24 protein-coding genes are annotated in these 21,905 nt (G+C 68.6%); 12 read left to right on the forward strand and 12 right to left on the reverse strand.

Annotated elements, in window-relative coordinates; translation table 11 throughout:
• Nucleotides 1-30: 30 nt before the first annotated feature.
• The 4 genes from ACIBG5_RS19350 (at nucleotide 31) to ACIBG5_RS19365 (ending at nucleotide 3,140) form a co-directional block, all read left to right on the forward strand.
• Nucleotides 31-552 (forward strand): PadR family transcriptional regulator, encoded by a 522-nt coding sequence (locus ACIBG5_RS19350; protein WP_360456347.1) that lies wholly within the window; start codon nucleotides 31-33, stop codon nucleotides 550-552.
• A complete protein-coding gene (locus ACIBG5_RS19355; protein WP_396392844.1) occupies nucleotides 549-1,229 on the forward strand; it encodes an ABC transporter ATP-binding protein in 681 nt (226 codons plus the stop codon). The genes ACIBG5_RS19350 and ACIBG5_RS19355 overlap by 4 nt, the downstream gene beginning before the upstream one ends.
• A complete protein-coding gene (locus ACIBG5_RS19360) occupies nucleotides 1,226-2,554 on the forward strand; it encodes an FtsX-like permease family protein (RefSeq protein ID WP_396392845.1) in 1,329 nt (442 codons plus the stop codon). Before ACIBG5_RS19355 ends, ACIBG5_RS19360 begins: the two co-directional genes overlap by 4 nt.
• A gap of 97 nt (nucleotides 2,555-2,651) precedes the next feature.
• Nucleotides 2,652-3,140, forward strand: a complete 489-nt coding sequence (locus tag ACIBG5_RS19365) for a hypothetical protein (RefSeq protein WP_396392846.1) — start codon at nucleotides 2,652-2,654, stop codon at nucleotides 3,138-3,140.
• A 13-nt stretch (nucleotides 3,141-3,153) separates the two neighbouring features.
• Here ACIBG5_RS19365 and ACIBG5_RS19370 read toward each other — a convergent pair whose 3' ends face one another.
• Together ACIBG5_RS19370 and ACIBG5_RS19375 are read right to left on the reverse strand one after the other, a co-directional pair.
• A complete protein-coding gene (locus ACIBG5_RS19370) occupies nucleotides 3,154-4,029 on the reverse strand; it encodes a phosphoribosylaminoimidazolesuccinocarboxamide synthase (protein ID WP_396392847.1) in 876 nt (291 codons plus the stop codon).
• Between the two features lie 120 nt (nucleotides 4,030-4,149).
• Nucleotides 4,150-5,220: an FAD-dependent monooxygenase gene (locus tag ACIBG5_RS19375; RefSeq protein ID WP_396392848.1), complete on the reverse strand. Its 1,071-nt coding sequence runs from the start codon at nucleotides 5,218-5,220 to the stop codon at nucleotides 4,150-4,152.
• A gap of 51 nt (nucleotides 5,221-5,271) precedes the next feature.
• Between ACIBG5_RS19375 and ACIBG5_RS19380 the strand changes: the two genes are divergently transcribed.
• A complete protein-coding gene (locus tag ACIBG5_RS19380; RefSeq protein ID WP_396392849.1) occupies nucleotides 5,272-5,859 on the forward strand; it encodes a TetR/AcrR family transcriptional regulator in 588 nt (195 codons plus the stop codon).
• Here the strand turns inward: ACIBG5_RS19380 and ACIBG5_RS19385 are convergent.
• The 9 genes from ACIBG5_RS19385 to purD form a co-directional block, all read right to left on the reverse strand.
• Nucleotides 5,837-6,259 carry a hypothetical protein gene (locus ACIBG5_RS19385; RefSeq protein WP_396392850.1) on the reverse strand — a complete coding sequence of 141 codons (423 nt, stop codon included), beginning with the start codon at nucleotides 6,257-6,259 and terminating at the stop codon, nucleotides 5,837-5,839. The genes ACIBG5_RS19380 and ACIBG5_RS19385 overlap by 23 nt on opposite strands.
• 693 nt (nucleotides 6,260-6,952) lie before the next feature.
• The gene (locus ACIBG5_RS19390) at nucleotides 6,953-8,956 is read right to left on the reverse strand and encodes an ArnT family glycosyltransferase (RefSeq protein WP_396392851.1); all 2,004 of its coding nucleotides are present in this window, start codon (nucleotides 8,954-8,956) and stop codon (nucleotides 6,953-6,955) included.
• A gap of 1 nt (nucleotide 8,957) precedes the next feature.
• Complete coding sequence (locus ACIBG5_RS19395; protein ID WP_396392852.1) at nucleotides 8,958-10,190, reverse strand: glycosyltransferase; 1,233 nt, start codon at nucleotides 10,188-10,190, stop codon at nucleotides 8,958-8,960.
• 67 nt (nucleotides 10,191-10,257) lie between these two features.
• Nucleotides 10,258-10,671 carry a hypothetical protein gene (locus ACIBG5_RS19400; protein ID WP_396392853.1) on the reverse strand — a complete coding sequence of 138 codons (414 nt, stop codon included), beginning with the start codon at nucleotides 10,669-10,671 and terminating at the stop codon, nucleotides 10,258-10,260.
• Nucleotide 10,672: 1 nt separating this feature from the next.
• Nucleotides 10,673-11,029 (reverse strand): hypothetical protein, encoded by a 357-nt coding sequence (locus ACIBG5_RS19405; RefSeq protein ID WP_396392854.1) that lies wholly within the window; start codon nucleotides 11,027-11,029, stop codon nucleotides 10,673-10,675.
• 3 nt (nucleotides 11,030-11,032) lie between these two features.
• The gene (purB, locus tag ACIBG5_RS19410; RefSeq protein WP_396392855.1) at nucleotides 11,033-12,469 is read right to left on the reverse strand and encodes an adenylosuccinate lyase; all 1,437 of its coding nucleotides are present in this window, start codon (nucleotides 12,467-12,469) and stop codon (nucleotides 11,033-11,035) included.
• 14 nt (nucleotides 12,470-12,483) lie between these two features.
• Nucleotides 12,484-12,918, reverse strand: coding sequence for a glutaredoxin domain-containing protein (locus ACIBG5_RS19415; protein WP_396392856.1), 435 nt, complete (start codon nucleotides 12,916-12,918; stop codon nucleotides 12,484-12,486).
• A gap of 19 nt (nucleotides 12,919-12,937) precedes the next feature.
• Nucleotides 12,938-13,090, reverse strand: coding sequence for a hypothetical protein (locus ACIBG5_RS19420; protein ID WP_360456306.1), 153 nt, complete (start codon nucleotides 13,088-13,090; stop codon nucleotides 12,938-12,940).
• Between the two features lie 94 nt (nucleotides 13,091-13,184).
• Complete coding sequence (purD, locus tag ACIBG5_RS19425; protein ID WP_396392857.1) at nucleotides 13,185-14,462, reverse strand: phosphoribosylamine--glycine ligase; 1,278 nt, start codon at nucleotides 14,460-14,462, stop codon at nucleotides 13,185-13,187.
• A 77-nt stretch (nucleotides 14,463-14,539) separates the two neighbouring features.
• Here purD and ACIBG5_RS19430 point away from each other — a divergent pair, with 77 nt between their 5' ends.
• The 4 genes from ACIBG5_RS19430 to ACIBG5_RS19445 all read left to right on the forward strand — a co-directional run bounded on the left by ACIBG5_RS19430 (nucleotide 14,540) and on the right by ACIBG5_RS19445 (nucleotide 18,688).
• Entirely contained in the window at nucleotides 14,540-15,490 is a 951-nt protein-coding gene (locus tag ACIBG5_RS19430) for a carbohydrate ABC transporter permease (RefSeq protein WP_396392858.1), read from the forward strand.
• Nucleotides 15,487-16,338 (forward strand): carbohydrate ABC transporter permease, encoded by an 852-nt coding sequence (locus tag ACIBG5_RS19435; RefSeq protein ID WP_396392859.1) that lies wholly within the window; start codon nucleotides 15,487-15,489, stop codon nucleotides 16,336-16,338. Before ACIBG5_RS19430 ends, ACIBG5_RS19435 begins: the two co-directional genes overlap by 4 nt.
• 22 nt (nucleotides 16,339-16,360) lie before the next feature.
• Nucleotides 16,361-17,773 (forward strand): ABC transporter substrate-binding protein, encoded by a 1,413-nt coding sequence (locus ACIBG5_RS19440; protein ID WP_396392860.1) that lies wholly within the window; start codon nucleotides 16,361-16,363, stop codon nucleotides 17,771-17,773.
• Nucleotides 17,774-17,836: 63 nt separating this feature from the next.
• The gene (locus tag ACIBG5_RS19445; RefSeq protein WP_396392861.1) at nucleotides 17,837-18,688 is read left to right on the forward strand and encodes an SMP-30/gluconolactonase/LRE family protein; all 852 of its coding nucleotides are present in this window, start codon (nucleotides 17,837-17,839) and stop codon (nucleotides 18,686-18,688) included.
• Between the two features lie 6 nt (nucleotides 18,689-18,694).
• On the opposite strand, the gene ACIBG5_RS19450 is transcribed toward ACIBG5_RS19445, so the two are convergent.
• Nucleotides 18,695-19,417 carry a hypothetical protein gene (locus ACIBG5_RS19450; RefSeq protein WP_396392862.1) on the reverse strand — a complete coding sequence of 241 codons (723 nt, stop codon included), beginning with the start codon at nucleotides 19,415-19,417 and terminating at the stop codon, nucleotides 18,695-18,697.
• Between the two features lie 375 nt (nucleotides 19,418-19,792).
• On the opposite strand from ACIBG5_RS19450, the gene ACIBG5_RS19455 reads away from it, so the two are divergent.
• From ACIBG5_RS19455 to ACIBG5_RS19465, 3 genes are all read left to right on the forward strand, one after another.
• Nucleotides 19,793-20,662: an alpha/beta fold hydrolase gene (locus tag ACIBG5_RS19455; protein WP_396392863.1), complete on the forward strand. Its 870-nt coding sequence runs from the start codon at nucleotides 19,793-19,795 to the stop codon at nucleotides 20,660-20,662.
• Between the two features lie 92 nt (nucleotides 20,663-20,754).
• Nucleotides 20,755-21,126: an FKBP-type peptidyl-prolyl cis-trans isomerase gene (locus ACIBG5_RS19460; RefSeq protein WP_360456282.1), complete on the forward strand. Its 372-nt coding sequence runs from the start codon at nucleotides 20,755-20,757 to the stop codon at nucleotides 21,124-21,126.
• Nucleotides 21,127-21,291: 165 nt separating this feature from the next.
• Entirely contained in the window at nucleotides 21,292-21,903 is a 612-nt protein-coding gene (locus ACIBG5_RS19465) for a hypothetical protein (RefSeq protein WP_396392864.1), read from the forward strand.
• Nucleotides 21,904-21,905 lie beyond the last annotated feature (2 nt).

A 21,905-nucleotide genomic window follows, 5' to 3' on the forward strand; every position in this document is an offset into this window, starting at 1 on the left:
GTACATACACTCGGTGTATAGTCTTGGGTCATGGCAACAGCCGAGCTCGTTCTGGGACTACTCTCCGCCGGTCCGGCGCACGGGTACGACGTGAAACGCGGCCACGACTCCTGGTTCCCGGACAGCCGTCCGCTGGCGTTCGGGCAGGTGTACACGACGCTCGGGCGACTCGAGCGCGACGAGTTGGTCGAGGTGGTCGACCGGGCGTCCGAAGGCGGTCCGGAGCGGACCGTCTACGCGCTGACCGCGAAGGGCCGCGAGCACCTGGCCCGCTGGCTCGCCGAGCCGATCGAGCCCTCCCCCGGGGGCGTCGACGAGATGGTCCGCAAAGTGGTGGCGACCATCCGGACCGGCGAGGACGCGTCCGCCTACCTGGCCCGGCAGCGGGCGATCTACCTCCACCGGATCCGCGAGCTCAAGTCCGCCGAGGCCGGGGGCGACTCGTCGTCCTGGCTGGTGCGGGACTACCTGGCGCTGCACCTGGACGCGGACCTGCGCTGGCTGGACCGGGCGCTGGACCGGATCACCGAGCAGAAGGAGATCAGTCAATGACCGACGCCGCCCTGGACCTCCAGCGGGTGGAGTACGCCTACCGTCGTGATGTCGCCCTACGCGGCGTCTCGCTCCGAGTCGACCCCGGCGAGATCGTGGCGGTCACCGGGCCCAGCGGCTGTGGCAAGTCCACTCTGTTGCACTGTGCTGCCGGCATCCTCCGTCCGCACGCGGGCACGGTGGAGTTGGCCGGCCGCAACCTCGCCGAGCTCTCCGAGGCCGAGCGGACGCGGGTACGCCGTACTCAGGTCGGCATCGTGCTCCAGTTCGGCCAGCTCGTGCCCGACCTCTCGTTGAAGGACAACGTCGCCCTGCCGCTGCTGCTGGAAGGGCACGATGCCGCCGCCGCGCGCCAGGCAGCGCTCGACTGGCTGGAGCGGGTCGGTGTGGCAGCGGACAGCGAGGCCCTGCCGAGCGAACTGTCCGGCGGTCAGAACCAGCGTGCGGCAGTAGCGCGGGCGCTGGTGACCGGGCCGGCGGTCGTGTTCGCCGACGAACCGACCGGCAGTCTCGACAGCCGCGCCGGCGAGCAGATGATGGAACTACTCGTCGCCTCTGCCCGCGACGGCGGCGCTGCGCTGGTGATCGTCACGCATGACAACCTGGTCGCCGCCTATGCCGATCGAGAGGTCCGGTTGCGGGACGGCGTCGTCCAGCACGAGGTGAGGCTGTCATGACCCTCACGACTCTGATCACCTTGGCTCGGCCGAAGTCGTCCAGCGACCAGCGCCGATCGACATTGCTGGTCGCGGCCGTCGCCGTGGCCGGCGTGTTCCTCCTCGCCGGCCAACGCATCGTGCGACTCGACGGTCTCGACAGCGCGACGTACAGCAGCTATCTCACCGAGGACGGCCTACGCCCCGGCGTCGTGACAGCCGCCGTACTCCTGGCGGCTGCCGCCTGCGCTCTGGCGTTCCAAGCCCTCCGACTCGGTACGGCGGCACGCGACCGGCGACTGGCAGCGCTGCGACTGGCTGGCGCGACGCCCAGCCAAGTGCGGCTGATCGGCGCGGCCGACGCCGGCCTCAGCGGTCTGCTCGGTGGTGTGCTTGCCGGGCCGGTGTACTTGGCGTTGGCGGCTGTCCTGCAGTCTCTGCCGCGGGTGGGTCGGGTGCTTCCGGCGCCCGCTCCGGGTGACCTGGTGGCCTGGCCTGTCCTCGCTGTCGTCCTCGCCGTGGTTGCCGGCGGCGCCGGCGGTCTCCTCCGCCGGCAGCTCTCGACCGAACCGAAGAACGAACCGGATCGGGCAGGCTGGCAAGGCAGGTACCTGACCGTCGGCGCCGTCGGAACAGTTCTGGTCGTGCTGAGCCTGATGCCGATCAGCCCGATGCTGATCTTCGTCCAGGCCGCTGGGGTCCTCTTGGCGGCGTCCGGATTCGCGCCCGTCGCCGTTGCCGCGTACGGCCGGCGGCTGGAGCGGTCGGGCGACCCGGTGAGAATGCTGGCCGGCGGCCGGCTGCTCCACACCGCCCGATCGGCCGGCCGCATGCTCGCCCTGCTGGTCGTCTGCGGTGGCGTCGTCGGGGCGGTGCTGGCGATCGGCCGGGACCACCAGCTCAGTGAGCGTGAGTTGACCGCGAGCGGCGACTTCATCTACACCGGCCTCGGTTTCGTCGCGCTGCTCAGCCTGTTCGCGGCCTTGGCGGCCGGAGTGGCGATGCTGGCGGGAGCGGCGGACGACCTGCTCGACCAGCGAAGCCAGTTGGCCGCGCTCAACGTCTTCGGGATGGGCGCATCGCAGGTTCTGCGGTCGGTGCGGATCCAGTTGACCGGCCCGGCCGCGGTAGCCGTCGGTGCAGGTGTGCTGATCAGCGGTGGGCTGGTCTGCCGCCTCCAGGCCCGGGTGGACCCCACCGCGGACACGTCGTCCGTGGTCGTGTTCGTCCTGATCGCGGCCGCCGTCGTCGGCGTACTGGCCGGAGTGCTGGCGGCGTTGGCGAGCGGCGTACTGAGTGGTCAGGTGCGGGACGCGGTCGACCCCGCCAACCTGCGCACCACCTAGGGAGAGCCGGGATCCGGGGTTGAGGGGCCCCGGGTTCCTCCCCGAAGTGGTGCAGGCACCACTGCCCGGACTGTGGTCCGCCGCCTACGCTTCCAGCATGTGGGTGTGGCAGCTGGCGCTGGCGGTCGGATTCGGGATCGGGTCCGCCGTCATACCGGTGATGAACGCGGAGGCATATGTCCTCGGCGTCGGAGTCTCCGGTGCGCTGGACCCTGTGGTCGCCGCGATCGGGGTCTCGGTCGGCCAGACTCTCGGCAAGGTCGCGATGTTCCTCGCCGTCCGCTACCGCCCGGGGTACGCCGCCCGGATGTCCAAGGAACCCAAGCCGGTGAACCTCGACACCCGCTGGGGACGGTTCGTGCAGTGGAACCGCGACGTCAGCAAGCGGCTCCTCGACGCGATGAGCGACCGCCGCTGGGGCGTCCCGGTCACCCTGCTGAGCGCCTCGGTCGGCATCCCCCCGCTGTACGGCGTCGCGATCATCGGCGGCGCCTCCCGGATGGGCGTCGTCACCTTCGCGCTCTCCACCCTGGCCGGCCGCGCCGCCCGCTTCATCACCCTGGCCCTAGGAGTCGGCCTGTTCTGAGTGGCGGTGCGGGTCAGGCGGTGAACTTCCGGCCGGTCAGTTGCTCGTACGCCCCGATGTACGCCGAACGGGTGCGCTCGATCACCTCGTCGGACAGCGGCGGCGGGGCGTCGCCGGACGTGCGGTCCCAGCCGGACTCGAACTGCAGCCAGTCGCGGACGATCTGCTTGTCGTACGACGGTTGCTGCCGACCCGGCGACCATTGGTCGGCCGGCCAGAAGCGGCTCGAGTCCGGGGTCAGCACCTCGTCGGCCAGCACGATCGTGCCGTCCGCCCGGGCACCGAACTCGAACTTCGTGTCGGCCAGGATGATCCCGCGCTCCTCCGCCGTCCCATGCGCCCGCATGTAGATGTCCATCGTCAGGTCCCGCAGCGCCGCCGCCACGTCCGGGCCGACGGTCGCGACCACAGCGTCGTACGAAACGTTCTCGTCATGCTCGCCGAGCTCGGCCTTGGCCGCCGGGGTGAAGATCGGCTCGACCAGCCGCGAGCCCTCGACCAGCCCGGCCGGGAGCGGGATACCGCAGACCGCGCCGGTGGCGTTGTAGTCGAGCAGCCCGGTGCCGCTGAGGTAGCCGCGGGCGACGCACTCGACCGGGAACATGTCCAACTTCTCGCACACCACCGCACGGCCCGCGACCTCGGCCGGCACATCGGTGGACAGGATGTGGTTCGGTACGTCGAGCTGCTCGAACCACCACAGGCTCATCGCGGTGAGCACTTTGCCCTTGTCCGGGATCGGCGTCTCCAGGATCCAGTCGAACGCACTCATCCGGTCGCTCGCCACCATCAGCAGCTCGCCGGAATCCAGCTCGTACAGATCGCGGACCTTCCCGGAGTGGATGTGCTTCGCACCGGCGATCTCGGCTGCCTGAGGAGATGTGGTCACCCCAGGATTCTTCCACCCGGACCTGCGCCACTCACCAACCCCCCAAGTTCGGTCAGCGCTCCGCCTGGCCGGACCCCGGCCGCTCGGATCGGGCGAGGTTGGTGAGTGGTGGGGATCCGCTCACCGCCGACGGAGCCCGGCCAGCTTGCCGCCGATCGTGAAGAGGCCGTCGCGGAGGGTGCGGACCAGCGGGTTCTCCAGTTGGCCGACTCGGCCGATGGCCCGCGATCGCTTGACCAGCTTGGTCGTCGCGGGGCGCCGCTCGGCGTCGTACTGGTTCAGGGCGGTAGCGAGCTCGGAGGTCTCGCGGAGGTGGCGGGCGAGGGCGCCGGCATCCTCGATGGCTGAGCACGCACCGCGGCCGAGGTCCGGCGTCATCGCGTGAGCGGCGTCGCCGAGCAGGACCACGCGACCCCGGACGAACGGGACCAGCGGCAGCTGCAGGTCGTAGATGTCGCTGTGCAGCACGTTCCCGGTGCCGGCGAGGAGCTTCGGGATCGGGTCATGCCAATCGCCGAACGCCTCGCTCACCGCCGCGTGGTCGCCGCCGTGGCCGGCCGGCTGGTTCGCGGTCGCGTACCAGTAGATCCGCCCGTCGATCAGCCGCGCGAAGCCGAACCGCCTCCCGCGTCCCCACGTCTCACCGCCGCCGTCGTCGACCTCGAGGTCGGCGATCCCCCGGTACGCCGTGTACCCGGAGTACCGCGGTCCCTCGTACTCCGGGTAGAGCGCGCCCCGGATGACACTGCGGATCCCGTCGGCCGCGACGACCAGGTCGGCCCGTAGCTCGTCGTTGATCGTCACGCCGGTCTCGTCCTGGCCGATCTTCGTGACCGTGTACCCGGTCCGGACCGTGACGGCCGGGCCGAACTCGGCCGTGATCAGCTCGTGCAACTGGGCGCGGTGGATCATCACCGGGATCTCGACGCCGAGGTCCGCCGCCGCCAGCACCCAGCGGCCGCTCGGCTTCCGCATCCCGGCCGGCTTGGCGATCACGGCCGCCTTCTCGACGCCCTTGACTCCGAGCTCCTCCAGAACGGCGACCGCCGACGGCCAGACGGAGATCCCGGCGCCCACCTCGCCCAGATCAGGTGCCCGCTCCAGCACCGAGACCTGCCATCCGCACCGTTGCAGTGCGACGGCCGCCGTGACCCCGCCGATTCCCGCTCCCACCACGATCGCCGTACTCATGAGCGATACTCTACACCTGTAGAGTGTGAGACGGAATGGGAGACTGCCAGCGTGACGAAGCAGGTTCCGCTGGGTGCGGATCGCCGGGACGCCATCGCCGACTCCGCGATCCATCTCGTCGCGACCCGTGGCCTGCGCGGGCTGACCCACCGCGCGGTCGACGCGGAGGCGGGGCTGCCGCCGGGATCCACGTCGTACTACCTGCGCACGCGGAGCGCGCTGCTGACAGCCTGCGTGAACCGCATGGTCAGCCGGGATCTGGCGACACTGCCACCGGATGCCGAGCGCGGGCCGCTCGACATTCTGATCGGATTGACGATCGGGCTGGCGCGAGACCGGCCGGACGACCTGGTCGCGCGCTACGAACTGTCACTGGAGGCGAGTCGTCAGCCCGAACTGCGGGCGGCGATCGACGAGGGTGGACGGCAATTGCGGGTGGGCCTGGCGCAGCTGCTTGACATGCTGGGCATTCCGCGGCCGGACGAAGCCGCCTGGCCGGCGGCCGCGATGATGGACGGCCTTTTGTACGACCGGGTCGCCGGAGCCGGCGCCACGCTGTCACAGGAGGACTTCGAGGCCGGCGTACGGCGGTCGATTGCCGCGCTGCTGGACGGGCTCAGAGGCGATCCGTCAGCGTGATGAAGGTGAAGTAGCCGACGCCGATGACCGTCCCGACGTGGCCGAGCAGGGACAGGCCGGCGCCGGAGCCCCAGGCGTCTGTTGCCGCGTCCTCCGAATGTTTGCCGCCGCTCGGCAGCCAACGGGCCAGCAGCAACAATCCGACGATTGCCAGCAGCCACCATCCGACCAGGGCCAGGTAGGCGATCTCCTGCCGGCCGGTGACCAGGGCAACGATCCACACGAGCAACGTCAGCACGCCGACGGTGGTGTGAAGTCGCAGCAGGACAGCGGAATACCCGTGGCGGCCGGCGCCATGGCCCGTGCCGTCCACCACCGTTCCACCGAGCCGGACGCGCGTCAGTAGTACGACGACCGCCCCGAGGGCGGTCAGGAACCAGGTGACGTTCGACCATTCCACGCCCCCATCCCTACCCCACCCACGCCCAACCCGAACCGTCTGCGCGTGTCGTCACCTTCCTTCGCCGACAGTCCGACCCATTTGGTTGCCTCTCTCACTGGGCGAAATCAAGGTGGTGCCCGACGGGCCGAGTGTCCGCTCGAGGCCCGCCGGGCTGCTCCGTCAACCATCAACTCGTCTGCGTCTGACCACCCGAGCTACCGCTCCCCGTCCCAGGCTGCGTACCGGTCCCCGGCTGAGTGCCCGTCCCCGGCTGAGTGCCCGTCCCCGGCTGAGTGCCGGTGCCGGGCTGAGTGCCGGTCCCGGGCTGAGTGCCTTGGCCCTGCTGTCCCGGGAACTGGCGGCCACCACCGGGCCCGAACTGGTTCTGCTGCGTGGGCGTGCCGTCCCACGAGTGCCCAACCGCCATCCCACCAAGGAACGCGAGCACCGCAAGCAAAGACCCAGCCCCCGCCAACATCAGGTTGCCCGGCCGCCCCCCGCTCTTCCCCTCCCCCACACCCGCCGCCTGCGGCGCGGTCAGCGGGGTCAGTGGCGAAGAGGGCTGCGCCCCCAGAGCGCCCGCCGACGGCGCGGAGGGGTGTGCTGATGGCGGGAAGGGTGGGTTGCTGGCGGCTCGGGCTGCTTGCCACTGGTTCTCGGGGTCGGCGCCCGCCGGGTAGGTGGGGTGCTGTGTCATCGTCGTGCTCCTGTTCAGGTTGTGAGGTCGTAGATGGTGGTGTTGCCGACGGTTTGGGCCTCGTAGTTCTCGGCTACCCAGGTGGCGATCTCGTTGGAGGTACCGCCGCGGCCGCCACCGAAGCCGCCACCACCGCTGCCGACGAAGTAGTGGATCTTGCCTTGGGCAACCAGATCCTGGAATTCCGCGAGGGACGGCGCCGGGTCGGTTCCGTTGAACCCACCGATCGCCATGATCGGCTCGCCCGACGCGATCTGCAGTGGTGCGGCTCCGTTGGCCGTCACCGCGGCAGCCGCCCACGTGTAGCCCTTGGCCCCTTGCTGCAACAGCGTCACCAGCTCACTCGACACTCCACTGGTCCCACCGCCACCGAGGAATCCACCGGCACCACCGTTCCCGCCCCCCATGGCCCCGGCAGGCCCGTTGCCCGTCGTACCGTTGCCGGCCTGTCCGGGCGGCGTACCCATCTGGCGTCCACCGCCGAAGCCACCACCAGGCCCACCACCCATCCCACCGGAGCCTGATGGCCCGGCGGACGGGAGGGCACCGGCGTGCGCCGTGCTGATCGTCTCGACCGAGTACGCCGTTGGCCCGGCCAGCGCGCTCACCGCCAGCAGCACGGCCGCGAACATCCCGGCCCGCCGAGCCGCCGTTTTGTGCAACCCCAACTCCGGCAGCAACAACACGGCACCAGCTCCGAGTACGCCGGTCAGCAGCACCACCCACCGCAGCCACGGATGCCAGGACGAGTTCTGGTTCAGCAGTGCAAAGCTCCACCCAGCGGTCAGCACGATCCCACCGACCAATGTTGCCCGCGGCAACCACTCCGACCGTCGCCGCCAGAGCACGACCATCGCCGCGCCGATCAGCGCACCGATCGCCGGCGCCAGCGCGATCATGTAGTAGCTGTGGATGATCCCCTGCATGTAGCTGAACGTCAGCCCAGTGACCACCAGCCATCCACCCCAGATCAGAGCGAACGCCCGCGTCCGATCCGTCCGCGGAGCCTTGCCCGCAGCAACCACCAGCACGATGGTCGCGAGGAGAGCGGCCGGCAGCAACCAAGCGATCTGCGAACCGAACTCACCACCGAACAACCGCTGCAGTCCGGTAGCACCACCCCAGCCCGGGTTGCCGACGCCTCCGCCGACAGAGCCCGTCTCGTTCCCGCTCAACCGCCCGAGCCCGTTGTAGCCGAGCGTCAACTCGAGAATGCTGTTCGTCGAGGAGCCACCGATGTACGGCCGAGCCGATGCCGGCAGTAACTCCACGATCGCGATCCACCATCCGGCACTCACGATCAGCGAGACCAGCGCGAGCACGCTGTGGACGACCCGCTTCCCGAGCGCGGGCTTGCCGGCGACCAGATACGCCAATCCGAACGCCGGCAGGACCAGGAACGCCTGCAGCATCTTGGTCAGGAACCCGAAGCCGACCAACGCCCCTGCCAGCATCATCCACCGCGCCGCGTGCTTCTCGGAGTCGATCGCCCGCGTCACCGCCCACGCACCCGCGCACAGCAGCAGGATCAGCAGCGCATCCGGGTTGTTGAAGCGGAACATCAGTACGGCGACCGGCGTCATCGCGAGGATCGCACCGGCCAGCAGCCCGGCGTTCGCGGAGAACCACCGCCGCACCGACACGTACACGAACCCGACGCTCGCGACGCCCATCAGCGCCTGCGGGACCAGCATGCTCCAGGTGTTGAAGCCGAAGATCCGCCCGGACAACCCCATCACCCACAGGGCCGCCGGGGTCTTGTCGACGGTGATGAAGCTCGACGCGTCGAGCGCCCCGAAGAACCAGGCCTTCCAGCTGGTCGACCCGGCCTGGACCGCGGCCGCGTAGTACTCGTTGGCGTAGCCGTTCTGGGACAGTCCCCACAGGTACGCGATCGCGGTCAGCGCCAGCAGGCCGCCGTACAGGATCTTGTCCCGGCCGATCGTGTACTGGGTGGCGACCGATCGTCGTCCGGTGCGGCGTGGGGACGCCTCGACGGGATCAGTAATGGTGGCCATGTCAGTTGCTCCGGGTCTGGTCGAGAACCGCGGGGGGTTCGAAGGTGGGCAGGGTGGGTGCGTCGTCGTTGAAGACCCAGGCCTGGAAGAGGCTGAACCGGACCACGGTCGCGGCCAGGTTCGCGATGGTCAGGACGGCGACCTCCACCGCCTGATGCGGCGAAGCCACCGCGGTGTGCAGCAGCCAGAGGGACGACGAGGTCAGGCTCCAGCCGATCCCGAACGTGACGAGTCCGCGCAACTGATGTCGCCAACGGTTCTCCACACCGGTGACCCGGAAGGTGATCCGCCGGTTCAGCGCGGTGTTGCCGACGGCCGTGATCAGCAGCGCCAGCAGGTTCGCCACCTGGGCCGGCATGCCTTGCCGCAGTACGAGATAGAGCAGCGCGTACGCCGCTGTGCTCAGCACACCGATCGCGCAGAAACGCAGTACCCGAGCGGCCAGCGCCGTCCGGGGATCGAGGATCCGCGGGCGGCCGCACGCCCAGCGGACCGGATTGAGATCGGTCCGCCCGCGACCGAGGTCACGTGTCAGCCGGGCGATCCCGCGCAGGTCCTCGCCGACGGTCTTGACGATTGCGACCCGCGAGTCGAGGTCATCGATCCAGTCGACGGGTACTTCGTGGATCCGCAGGCCGGCCTTCTCGGCCAGGACGAGCAGCTCGGTGTCGAAGAACCAGCTGGTGTCCTGGATCAGCGGCAGCAGCTCGCGCGCGACGTCGGCGCGGATTGCCTTGAACCCGCACTGGGCGTCGGAGAAGTGCGCACTCAAGGTTGCCCGCAGCAACAGGTTGTACGAGCGCGAGATGAACTCCCGTGTCGGCCGCCGTACCACCCGGGAGCCGTTCGACAACCGGGTGCCGATGGCAACGTCACTGTGCCCGGCGAACAGTGGTGCGACCAACGGCAGCAGAGCGTTCAGGTTCGTCGACAGGTCGACGTCCATGTAGGCGAGCACCTCGGCGGTGCTCTCGGACCAGACCTGCTTCAGCGCCCGGCCGCGACCGGACTGCTCGAGCCGGACGATCCGGACTCCGGGCAGCTCGGCGGCCAGCAGCGCACCGATCTCATAGGTGGCGTCGGTGCTTCCGCTGTCCGCGATGCAGACCTCGGCCGGGAACGGGAAGGCGGTGTCGAGGAACTCACGCAGTCGCCTGATGTTCGGGCCGAGGTCGTTTTCCTCATTCTTGGCGGGTACGACGATCTCGACCCGAGGATGACCGGATATCTGCATGTCATCGATGCTGTCCGGTCAACCTTGGCCAACCCCTGCGCGCGGCTGGCAGTTCGCTGGGAGATCGTCAGCGAGTACGCCGTAACCAGAGCAGACCGAGGACCGGCAGCACCACCGGGACGAACCCGTAGCCCTGACCGAAGTGCGACCACACGGTCGAGTCCGGGAAGTCGTCGGGGGCGGCGTAGCTGAAGGCGCCGATGGCGAGAACGCCGATCAGCTCGATCGCGATCGCAGCGGTCGCGACCCGGCGCGAGACCTTCGTTGCCTTGGCCAGCGCGACGGTCGCGGCGCAGTAGATGATCGCGGCAACGGCCGACAAGAGGTAGGCGATCGGCGCCTCGGAGAACTGGGTCGCGATCTGGACGCCGGCCCGGGCGGTGGCCGACAGCGCGAAGACGCCGTACACCAGAATGAGGATCCGGCCAGGCCCGTGCCTGGTCGCCTCGGGATCATGCTGGGTCTCGACAGGGTCGGTCATGTCAGGCGGTCCAGATCTCGTACAGGCGCAACTCGACCACCGGGATCACCAGGCAGGCGACGGCCAGTGCGCCGGCACCCCAGCGACTGCTCTCCGCCAGCGCCCACAGCGCACCGATCGGCAGGATGATCAGCGAGCCGATCAGATAGCCGATGAAGAACGGGCTGGAGACATCACGGGACGTCCCGGCCAGCTGAACGATGCCGATGACCAGCTGGACCAGCAGACCGACCTCGATCACACCGAGGGCAGCCAGCAATGTCCAGTTGATCCGCTTGTTCAGCGCGGCCAGCACGATGGCGTAGACCATCGCGGCCAGCGAAAGGCCTACCAGCACCCAGGTCAGCGGTTCGAACACGAGCTAGAGGATGTCACCTGGCGTGTAGGTGGCGGCGTCCGGGTAGCGCTTGGCGAGGTCGTCGATCTGTGCGACCACGGCGTTGACCTGCGCGACCGCCGCGCCGGTGAAGGACAGCGGCTCGCCGACGATGCCGACGATCTGGTCCTCGGTCAGGCCGAGGCGGCCGTCCTGGCCGAGCCGGCGGAACAGGTCGTTATCCGCCAGGCCCTTGCGCAGGTCGAGCGCGGTGGCGACCGCGTGCTCCTTGATCACCTCGTGCGCGGTCTCCCGGCCGACGCCGTTCTTCACCGCGGCCATCAGCACCTTGGTCGTGGTCAGGAACGGCAGGTACCGCTCCAGCTCCCGGCTGACCACGGCCGGGTACACCCCGAACTCGTCCAGCACGGTCAGGAACGTCTCGAACAACCCGTCCAGCGCGAAGAACGCGTCCGGCAGGGCGACCCGGCGTACCACCGAGCAGAAGACGTCGCCCTCGTTCCACTGGTTGCCGGCCAGCTCGCCGGCCATCGCGGCGTACCCGCGCAGGATCACCGCCAGACCGTTCACGCGCTCACAGGACCGGGTGTTCATCTTGTGCGGCATCGCCGACGAACCGACCTGGCCCTCCTTGAAGCCCTCGGTGACCAGCTCGTTCCCAGCCATCAGCCGGATCGTGGTCGCCAGGCTCGACGGTGCGGCGGCGAGCTGCACCAGCGCCGAGACGACCTCGTAGTCGAGGGACCGCGGGTAGATCTGGCCGACGCTGGTCAGCGTCCGGCTGAACCCGAGGTGCTGGGCGATGTCGCTCTCCAGCTTGTCCAGCTTCGCCGGGTCGCCGCCGAACAGGTCCAGCATGTCCTGCGACGTACCGACCGGGCCCTTGATGCCGCGTAGCGGGTACCGCTCGATCAGCTCCTCGATCCGGGCGATCGCGACCAGCAGCTCGTCCGCGGCCGATGCGAACCGCTTGCCCAGCGTGGTCGCCTGAGCAGCCACATTGTGCGAGCGACCGGTCATCACCAGCGCCGCGTGGTCGGCCGCCTTCTGACCCAGCCGTACGGCGGTCGCCACCGCGCGGTCCCGGACGAGTTCGAGACCGGCCCGGATCTGCAGCTGCTCGACGTTCTCGGTCAGGTCCCGGCTCGTCATGCCCTTGTGGATGTGCTCGTGCCCGGCGAGGGCACCGAACTCCTCGATCCGCGCCTTGACGTCGTGCCGGGTGACCCGCTCGCGGGCCGCGATCGACTCCAGGTCGACCTGCTCCAGCACCCGCTCATAGTCCTCGATCACGCCGTCCGGCACCGCGACCCCGAGCTCCTTCTGAGCCTTCAGCACCGCCAGCCACAGCCGCCGCTCGAGCACGATCTTGTACTCCGGCGACCACAGCTGGGCCATCGACACACTGGCGTAGCGCGACGCGAGAACATTGGGAATCCGGGGCTTGCTGGGCTTCGACACCCGTCTATTGTCCGCTACTCGCCCACCGGTCCGGTACGCAGCCGATCCCGTACCCACCGCGGCCCGGGATTTACCCGGCTGACGCCGTCCACCACCACGGTCGGTACGGTCTCGTTACCGTTCGCCACCGCCCGCACCGCGGCAGCGGCCTCGGGATCCGCCCAGATGTTGACCCACGACGCTCGACCGGCCACACCGATCAGCGCCAGCCGCAGCCGCAGGCAGTACTGGCACCCGGGTCGCCAGTAGACGACGAGTTTGCCTCGAGCGGCCGCCTCGGCGGTGCTCACGGATCGCGGGAACACCAGCGGCGAGAACAGGAACGCGAGAACGACGAAGGTCGCCAGCTGTACGACGGCGGATCCACCGGACCCACGGGACGCAGACCACGCTGCGAGCGCGACTCCGATCAGCAGGGTGAACAGGGCGACCTTCCAGCTGCGCAGCACCCCGCCATCCTCGCAGGCGTCAGGGAAGCCAGTTCCAGGTGCTGGCGCGGAGACAGGTCTTGGGGTCCGGCATGCCGGCCGCGGGATGCTCGGTGGAGAGATTCAGCTCGCGGTCGGTGATCTTGAAGCCTGGCGGGTACGGCTTCAGGAACTTCTCGCCGGTGGCGTCCACAACGCAGCGAGCGTCCCTGGCCTGGCGCTCACCCCTGGTCTTCGGACCGCTATAGATGACCGCGCCGCTCGCGTCGTACGCGCGGAACGTCGGATCAGACGGTGATCTCGCCTCGAGCGGCTTTGAGAGCGATGTCAGTGCGGTGCTGGGAGCCCTTGATCCGGATCTGGCCGACGGCGGCGTACGCACGCCGGCGGGCCTCGTCCAGGTCCTCGCCGACCGCACTGACCGCGAGCACGCGGCCACCCGAGGTGACCAGGTCGTCACCGTCGAGCGCCGTACCCGCGTGGAAGACGTGGACGCCGTCGGCCTCGGCCTGGTCGACGCCGCTGATCACGTCGCCGCTGCGCGGGCCGGCCGGGTACTTCTTTGCGGCGACCACGACTGCCACGGCGGAACCGTTCTGCCAGGCCAGGGGCTCCTGGTCGGCCAGCTTCCCGGTCGCGGCGGCGTACAGGACTCCACCCAGCGGGGTCTTCAGCAACGGCAGCAGCGCCTGCGTCTCCGGGTCGCCGAAGCGGCAGTTGAACTCGATCACCCGGACACCGCGCGACGTCAGCGCCAGACCGGCGTACAGCAGTCCGGTGAACGGCGTACCGCGATGGCGCAGTTCGTCGATCGTTGGCTGGAGCACCTTCTCGGTGATCTCCTCGACCAGCCGTTCCGGTGCCCAGGGCAACGGTGTGTAGGCGCCCATGCCGCCGGTGTTCGGGCCCTCGTCGTTGTCGCCGAGCCGCTTGAAGTCCTGCGCCGGCTGCAGCGGCAGCACCGTCGTACCGTCGGTGATCGCGAACAGCGACACCTCCGGGCCGTCGAGGTACTCCTCGATCAGCACCTGTTCGCAACCCGCCGCGTGCGCGAGCGCCTCGTCGCGGTCGGACGTCACCACGACACCCTTGCCCGCGGCCAGCCCGTCATCCTTGACGACGTACGGCGGCCCGAACGCGTCGATCGCGGTCGCGGCCTCCTCGGGCGTCGTACAGACGTAGGCCCGGCCGGTCGGCACGCTCGCCGTGGCCATCACATCCTTGGCGAACGCCTTCGACCCCTCGATCCGGGCGGCGTCCTTGGACGGCCCGAAGACCGCGATGCCCGCGTCGCGGAGCGGATCGGCGAGCCCGGCGACCAGCGGCGCCTCCGGTCCGACCACGACCAGATCGGCGCCCATGTCCTTCGCGAGCGCGACGAGCGCATCGTGGTCGGAGATGTCCACCGAACGGCAAACAATCGTTTGCCCGTCGTACGCCGGACGCAACACGGCGATGCCAGGGTTGCCCGGGGCCGCAACGACCTCGTCGACCTCAGGGTCCCGGGCCAGCGCCCAGACCAGTGCATGTTCGCGGCCACCCGAGCCGACCACCAAGACCTTCACGGGCCCTCAGCCTAGGGCATGCCGGTCCGGACTGCCCCCGGGCGGTGGTAAGACTGCGCCTGACTGGAGGTAAGCGATTGACTACACGTACGGTATCGGCCGCAAGAAGCCGCCCGACCACCACGGTGTCGGCCACGGCACGCCACCGCCCCACACCTGCGTCCCTGCTGTCCTGGCTGATGCTCGTGCCCTGCCTGGTGGTGTTCGCACTCTTCATCGTCTGGCCGCTCGGCAAGTCGGTCTCGCTGTCGCTGCACGGCTCGGACCTGTTCGGCCGGCCGGATGCGTTCGTCGGACTGCAGCACTACCGCGACATGCTCGGCTCCGCTGAGTTCCGGCACATCCTCTGGGTGACCTTCGCGTTCGTGCTGCTGACGGTGATTCCCGGCGTACTCGGCGGCCTGCTGGTCGTGCTGCTGCTCGAGCAGCACATCAAGGGGATCCGGATCTTCCGGACCGCGTTCGCGCTGCCGTTCGCGTTCTCGGTCGCGAGCGCGTCCGTCATCTTCGCCACCATCTACAACCCGGCGATCGGACTCGCGAACGGCCTGCTCGGCCGGTTCGGTGTGGACCGGATCGGCTGGCTCACCGATCCGTCCTGGGCGCTGATCAGCGTCGCGATCACCACGGTCTGGATGAGCATCGGTTACAACGTGCTAGTCCTGTCCGCGGGCATCGGCGCGATCCCGACCGAGATCAACGAGGCCGCGACGCTGGACGGCGCCGGCGGCTGGCGGGCGTCGTGGCACATCACCATCCCGCTGCTCGGTCCGCAACTGTTCTTCCTGGTCGTGATCTCGACGATCCAGTCGCTGCAGGGCTTCGGCCAGATCAAGATCCTGACGCCGGAAGGCGGCCCGGAGCAGTCGACCAAGACGCTCGTCTACTCGATCTACCACACCGCCTTCGCGAACAACGCGAGCGACTTCGGCGCCGCGTCCGCGCAGGCGGTCGTGCTGCTGGTGATCCTGCTCGTCTGCACGGCGGTCCAGTTCGGCGTACTGGAGAGGCGGGTGCACTACAAGTGAGGCGACTCACCGCCGGACGGCTGATCACGTACGCCGTCCTGATCCTTGCGGCCCTCGCGGTCATCTTCCCGGTGTACTACGTGATCGCGGGCTCGATCATGTCGCCCGGGCAGATCTCGTCGTACCCGCCGGATCTGTTCCCGCACGGGATCTTCACCGGCAACTACAAGGGCGCCTCGTCGTCCGGGACCCCGATCGGGCAGCAGTACCTGAACTCGATCCTGCAGACCTCGATCATCACCGTGTCGCAGCTGGTCACCAGTGTGCTGGCGGCGTACGCGTTCGCCTTCATGAAGATGTGGGGACGCTCACTGCTGTTCGGGTTGTTCCTGGCCACGCTGATGGTGCCGTGGGAATCGATCGTGCTGCCGAACTACCTGACCATCACGGGCTGGGAGTTCGGTGGTCAACGGCTCACTGCGACGTACGCGGGGACCATGATCGCGCTGGTGCTGCCGTTCCTGGCGAACGCGTTCGGGGTGTTCCTGCTGCGGCAGTCGTTCCTGCAGTTCCCCACCGAACTGCGGGACGCGGCCACCATCGACGGCTGCGGGCATTGGCGGTTCCTGCGCCGGATCCTGCTGCCGCTGAACAAGCCGGCCCTGACCGCGGTCGGGCTGTACGTGTTCCTGTCCGCGTGGAACCAGTTCTTCTGGCCGTTGCTGATCGGCGACTCGGCAACCCGCCGTACCTTGCAGATCGGCATCAGCCAGCTCAACGACGTCGAGGCGGCCGACCCCGGCCTGATCCTGGCCGGCGTCACCCTGTCCATCGTGCCCACCCTGGCCATCGTGATCTTCGGCCAGCGATTCATCGTCCGCGGACTGACCGCGGGCGCCATCCGATGATCCTTCGAGAGAGGTGACTGTGATGCGATCAGTCCGACAACGACGTACGGCGATCGGCGCTTCACTGCTGGCCGTGCTCGCCCTGGTGGCGGCCGGCTGCGGCAGCAGCAACAACGACTCCGGCGGCTCCGGCAGTGGGGGCCAGGACGTGCCCGGCGCGGACGCGCTGGACAAGGCGTCCGGCGTCACCAAGATCACCTTCTGGCACGGCATGAAGGGCGCCAACGGCGAGGCCGTCGACAAGTTGGTGAAGGCGTTCAACGCCGCCCACACCGGCAAGATCGAGGTCACCGCGGTCTACCAGGGTGACTACGACGAGACGATCACGAAGTACAAGACGTCGGTGCAGCAGGGCAACACGCCTTCCGTCGTACAGATCTACGACATCGGCTCGCGGTTCATGATCGACTCCAAGCAGACCGTGCCGGTGCAGAGCTTCGCCGACAAGGACGACTACGCGCTGGACTCGATCGAGCCGAACATCGCCAACTACTACTCGATCGACGGCAAGCTGAACTCGATGCCGTTCAACACGTCGATGCCGCTGCTGTACATCAACAAAGAGGCCTTCGTGAAGGCCGGCCTCGACCCGAACAAGCCGCCGACGAACCTCGACGAGATCATGGCGGACGCGAAGAAGCTGACGATCAAGCAGGGCGGGAAGACGGTCCAGTACGGCTTCAACGCCGCGATCTACGGCTGGTTCATCGAGCAGCTGATCGCCCAGTCCGGGTCGACGTACTGCGACAACGACAACGGCCGCAAGGACCTGGCCACCCAGGTGAACTTCGCCGACGAGCAGGGCGTCAAGGTCGCCACCTGGTACCAGCAGATGGTCAAGCAGGGCCTGATGCCGAACACCGGCAAGAAGACCGACGACGCGCAGGCCGTGTTCAAGTCCGGTACGTCGGCGATGCACCTGGAGTCGACCGGATCGCTGCGCGGCTACCTGGACGCGGCGAAGGGCAAGTTCACCGTGCTCACCGCGCCGTTCCCGCACCTGACAGCCTCCGACAGCGGCGGCCCGATCATCGGCGGCGCGTCGCTGTGGATCGACGGCCCGGGTCACTCGGACGCCGAGAAGCGCGCCTCCTGGGAGTTCGTGAAGTTCGCTTCCTCGCCGGAGCAGCAGGCCGCGTGGCACACCGGCACCGGCTACTTCCCGATCAACTCCAAGGCCCTGGACCTCCCGGAGGACAAGGCGTGGGTGGCGCAGTACCCGCAGTTCACCACCGCTATCACCCAACTCCACAACACCAAGCCGACCAACGCGTCGTCCGGCTGCATCCTCGGCGTCATGCCCCAAGCCCGCAAGGCCTCCGAAGACGGCCTTGAGAAGGCAGTCCTGGGCACCGACCCGGCCCAGGCCATGAAGGCCGCCGCCGACTCCATCAAGCCCCAGATCGAGCAATACAACAAGACAGTCAAGAAGTAAGTCGGTACGCGGTGTCGATCACCACTCCTTCCGTTCGTATAGGGGTAAACGGAAGGAGTGGTGATGTCCGAGGTACTGATGAGTGGGCTGGTGATCGGAGAGTCGGCGCGGTGGCATGACGGGCGGTTCTGGTGCTCCAACTGGGGTGCTCAGGAGGTGCTGGCGGTCGACGCGTCAGGTAAGAGCGAGGTGATGGCCCGCGTCCCGACCACGCTGCCGTTCTCGATCGACTGGCTGCCGGACGGGCGGCTGCTGGTGACCTCAGGCCCGGAAGGACTGCTGTTGCGGCAGGAATCGTCCGGTGACCTGGTCGTCCATGCCGACCTCTCGTCGTACGGCGGATTGAACGAGATCGTCGTCGACGGTCGCGGCAACATCTATGTGAACGGTGGTTGCGACTTCCACCCGGGTGAAGGCAAGCGTCCCGGCTTCATCCTGCTGGTCACCCCCGAGGGCGCCGTACGACGCGTGGCCGACGAGCTCGCCTTCCCCAACGGCATGGTGATCACGCCGGACAACTCGACCCTCGTCATCGCCGAGTCCTTCGCCGAGACGCTGACGGCGTACGACGTCTCACCCGATGGCTCGCTATCGAACCGGCGAGTGTGGGCACCTCACACCGGCGACGGCATGGTCATGGACGCCGACGGCGCCATCTGGACCCCCGGCTGGGCGGACAACGGCCCCGCCTGCCTCCGCATCGCCGAGGGCGGCGAGATCCTCGAGACCGTCCCACTCGAGCACGCCGGCTTCGCCTGCACTCTCGGTGGCTCCGACGGCCGTACCCTCTACATGCTGTCCGCGGACTGGCACATGCAGGAGTCCTTCGAGGCCAACCTCGACCGCCTGCTCTCCAACCGCACCGGCCGCATTCTCACCCACCTTGCACCCCGCCCACCCGCCGGCTGGCCGTGACTCGGGTCAGTAGTGCCAGTAAGAGCGGGCGTCGGCGTTCCAGGGGACGGGGACGGTGGTGCGGTTGGTGAAGGCCATGCCTTTGCCTCGGGCGATCTCCAGGGTGCGGGAGAGCTGGAGGGAGTAGGTGTGGTTGTTGTCGTCCCACCACTGCTCGAACTGGGTGATGCAGGTCTGGCCGGTGAAGTACGCGTTGGAGCAGGGGTGCGGCGGGAGCCACTTCTGCAGGTGGCGGAAGTTGACCGTGGTGGAGCCGTTCGGCGGCTTGATCGTGCCGGACGCGTCCAGGCAGTAGCCGGTCGTGGGGATAGTCCACTTCACGTAGTGCTGCCGGCCGCCGGCCGACGGGATCGGCTGCAGGTTGTTGCAGTCCGCGTCGCCGATCTTCTCGGAGGTGACGCGTTGGATCTGGGTGAGCGGGCGGCCGGCGCCGTCGTTGTAGCCGTCGAGGAGGACCCATTCGCCGTCGTGGACGAAGTGCTCGGCGGACTTCGGCGGCCAGGTCTTCGGGTCTCCCCAGGAGATGTCCGACTCGGTGGCGCTCAGCGGCGTCCACGCCCACTGGCCCGCCGCGGCCTGACCGGCCCAGTACTGTCCGGCCGACTTCTCGAACATCAGCGAGTACTGCCCGTAGTTCTCAGCCGTCGTGCTCGCGTCGGAACTCCGCGGGTGTACGACAGCGGCCACAAGGACAGCAGCGGCGGTCACGACAACGAGTCTCTTCAGCACAGAGTGCGAGTCTAGCCCTGAATCCGTGGGCACCAGTTGGTTGCTGCGGGCATCGGTAGCGCGATCCTTGCCCGCCGGCAGACTACGTTGGCCGGTGTGACGCCAGGCCCGGGCGTGCACCGGGTTCGTGGAGATTTCCTACCCCGATCCGGACTGTTCGGCTCCCCGCATCGCGATGTTGATCTCCCCGAACCGGTTTGGGGAGGCCTGCGTCTGCTGATCCGGGAAGCCCCGCGTCCGATGATCCGCTGGCGTCACTGGTGGTTGCTAGTGCCGGATGGGTGCACTCTGCGTACCTGTTCCGGTCACCTGACCCGGTCTAGGCTCACCTCACGAGCCCAACCGGTGGGGATGGGCCGGACCAGAGGAGCTGTCATGCCGGACCCTGTCACCCGGACGCTCGACGTCCCCGGAGCCACCCTGACGTACGACGTCCGCGGTGATCTCGCCGATCGCGACCAGCCGGTGCTGCTGGTGATCGGTTCGCCGATGGGTGCGAGCGGTTTCCCGACCCTGGCGTCACACTTCACCGACCGGACGGTCGTCACCTACGACCCACGCGGGGTGGAGCGGAGCGTCCGTAGCGACGGTGCCGGCGAACTGACGCCCGACGACCACGCCGCCGACCTCATCGCGCTGATCGAGTCGCTCGACGTCGGCCCGGTCGACATGTTCGTCAGCAGCGGCGGCGCGGTGAACTCGCTGGCCCTGGCCGCCAAGCGACCCGACCTCCTCCACACCCTCGTCGCGCACGAGCCGCCGCTGGCCGGGCTCGTGCCGGACGGCGAGGCAGCGCTGGCGGCGTGCGAGGACATCTACCAGACCTATCAGCGCGACGGCATGGGCGCCGGGATGGCGAAGTTCATCGCGATCGTCAGCTACGACGGCGAGATCCCGGCCGACTACACCCAGCAGCCGGCGCCCGATCCGGCCATGTTCGGCCTCCCCACCGAGGACGACGGCACCCGCGATGACGCTCTCCTCGGTCAGAACATCCGCGGCTGTACGTCGTACCAACCCGACTTCGACGCCCTGGACAAGGCCAAGGACCGCCTCGTCATCGGCGTCGGCGAAGAGTCCGCCAACCAACTCGCCGGCCGTGGCGGCAAGGCAGCCGCAGAGCGTCTCGGCCTCGAGCCCGTCGTCTTCCCGAGCGGCCACGGCGGCTTCCTCGGCAACGAGTACGGCCAGCCCGGCAAACCCGAGGAGTTCGCCACCAAACTTCGTGAGGTGCTGGCTCGCTAGTCGCGCCTTCGCGCGCCGCGAGGCATGAAAGCTCCTGGCGCAGGGGACCCTGGGCGCGCGGATCCGGGCGGAGGTCTGGTTAGCTGGTGGGTATGACTGAGAAGCCAGAGATCGACTTTCCGGACGGTCCGCCGCCGGCGGATCTCGAGATCACCGACATCACCGTGGGCGACGGCGACGAGGCCAAGGCCGGGTCGCGGGTGAACGTTCACTACGTGGGCGTGGCCCACTCGACCGGCGAGGAGTTCGACGCGTCGTACAACCGGGGCGCGCCGCTGGCCTTCCAGCTCGGCGTCGGCCAGGTCATCCAGGGCTGGGACACCGGCGTGCAGGGCATGAAGGTCGGCGGCCGGCGCAAGCTGGTCATCCCGCCGCAGCTCGGGTACGGCGACCGCGGCGCCGGCGCCTCGATCAAGCCCGGCGAGACCCTGATCTTCGTCGTGGACCTCATCAGCGTGAGCTGAGCCCGGCCCGTCTCCTCAGCTCAGCCGGCTGGGACCACAGGTCCGGCCGGCGAGGCCGACTGCTGTTCGGGACCCCCGCGATCCGTCACAATGGCGGTCATCGCGGGGGTCCTTCGCGTAGTTGTACTCATCCGCCTCGCCCAGCGGTCGGTTTGACTGAGAGGCATGACGACGATGACTGCGACAACGGTCGCCGCAACGCGAGTGAGCTGGGCGCGGTACGCCGCCCTGGCCGCGAAGGTGCTGCTGTTCGGTTTGTTGCTGTCGGCACTGATCTGGCCAGACCTGAGCGGGATCAAGGGGAAGGCGTCCACCGCGCGGCTGGTCGTGTACCCGATCGGCGCGATGATCCTGCCGCTGTGGTGGTGGGCGTACGGGCGGACGAAGAGCAAGCTGCACCACCGTTTCCCCTGGACGGCAGACCTCTTGATGACGTTGCCGTGGCTGATCGACCTGATCGGCAACCGGCTCAACCTGTTCGACACGGTCGACTGGTGGGACGACGCCATGCACTTCGTCCTCTGGGGCTTCCTCACCGCCGGCGTCCTGCTCGCGTTCGCGCCGCGCGATCTCTCCCGCGGCCTGACCGCCTTCGTGGCCCTGGGCTTCGGCGCGACCGCGGCAGTCGTCTGGGAGGTCGGCGAGTACTTCACCTTCATCCGTAGCTCTCCCGAACTCCAGTCCGCCTACACCGACACCCTCGGCGACCTGGCCCTCGGAACCCTCGGCGCTCTCCTGGCCGGTCTGGTCCTGTACCAGATACGCGCCCGCGACTGAGC

It is taken from the genome of Kribbella sp. NPDC050241 (assembly GCF_044459685.1).
Lineage (GTDB): Bacteria > Actinomycetota > Actinomycetes > Propionibacteriales > Kribbellaceae > Kribbella.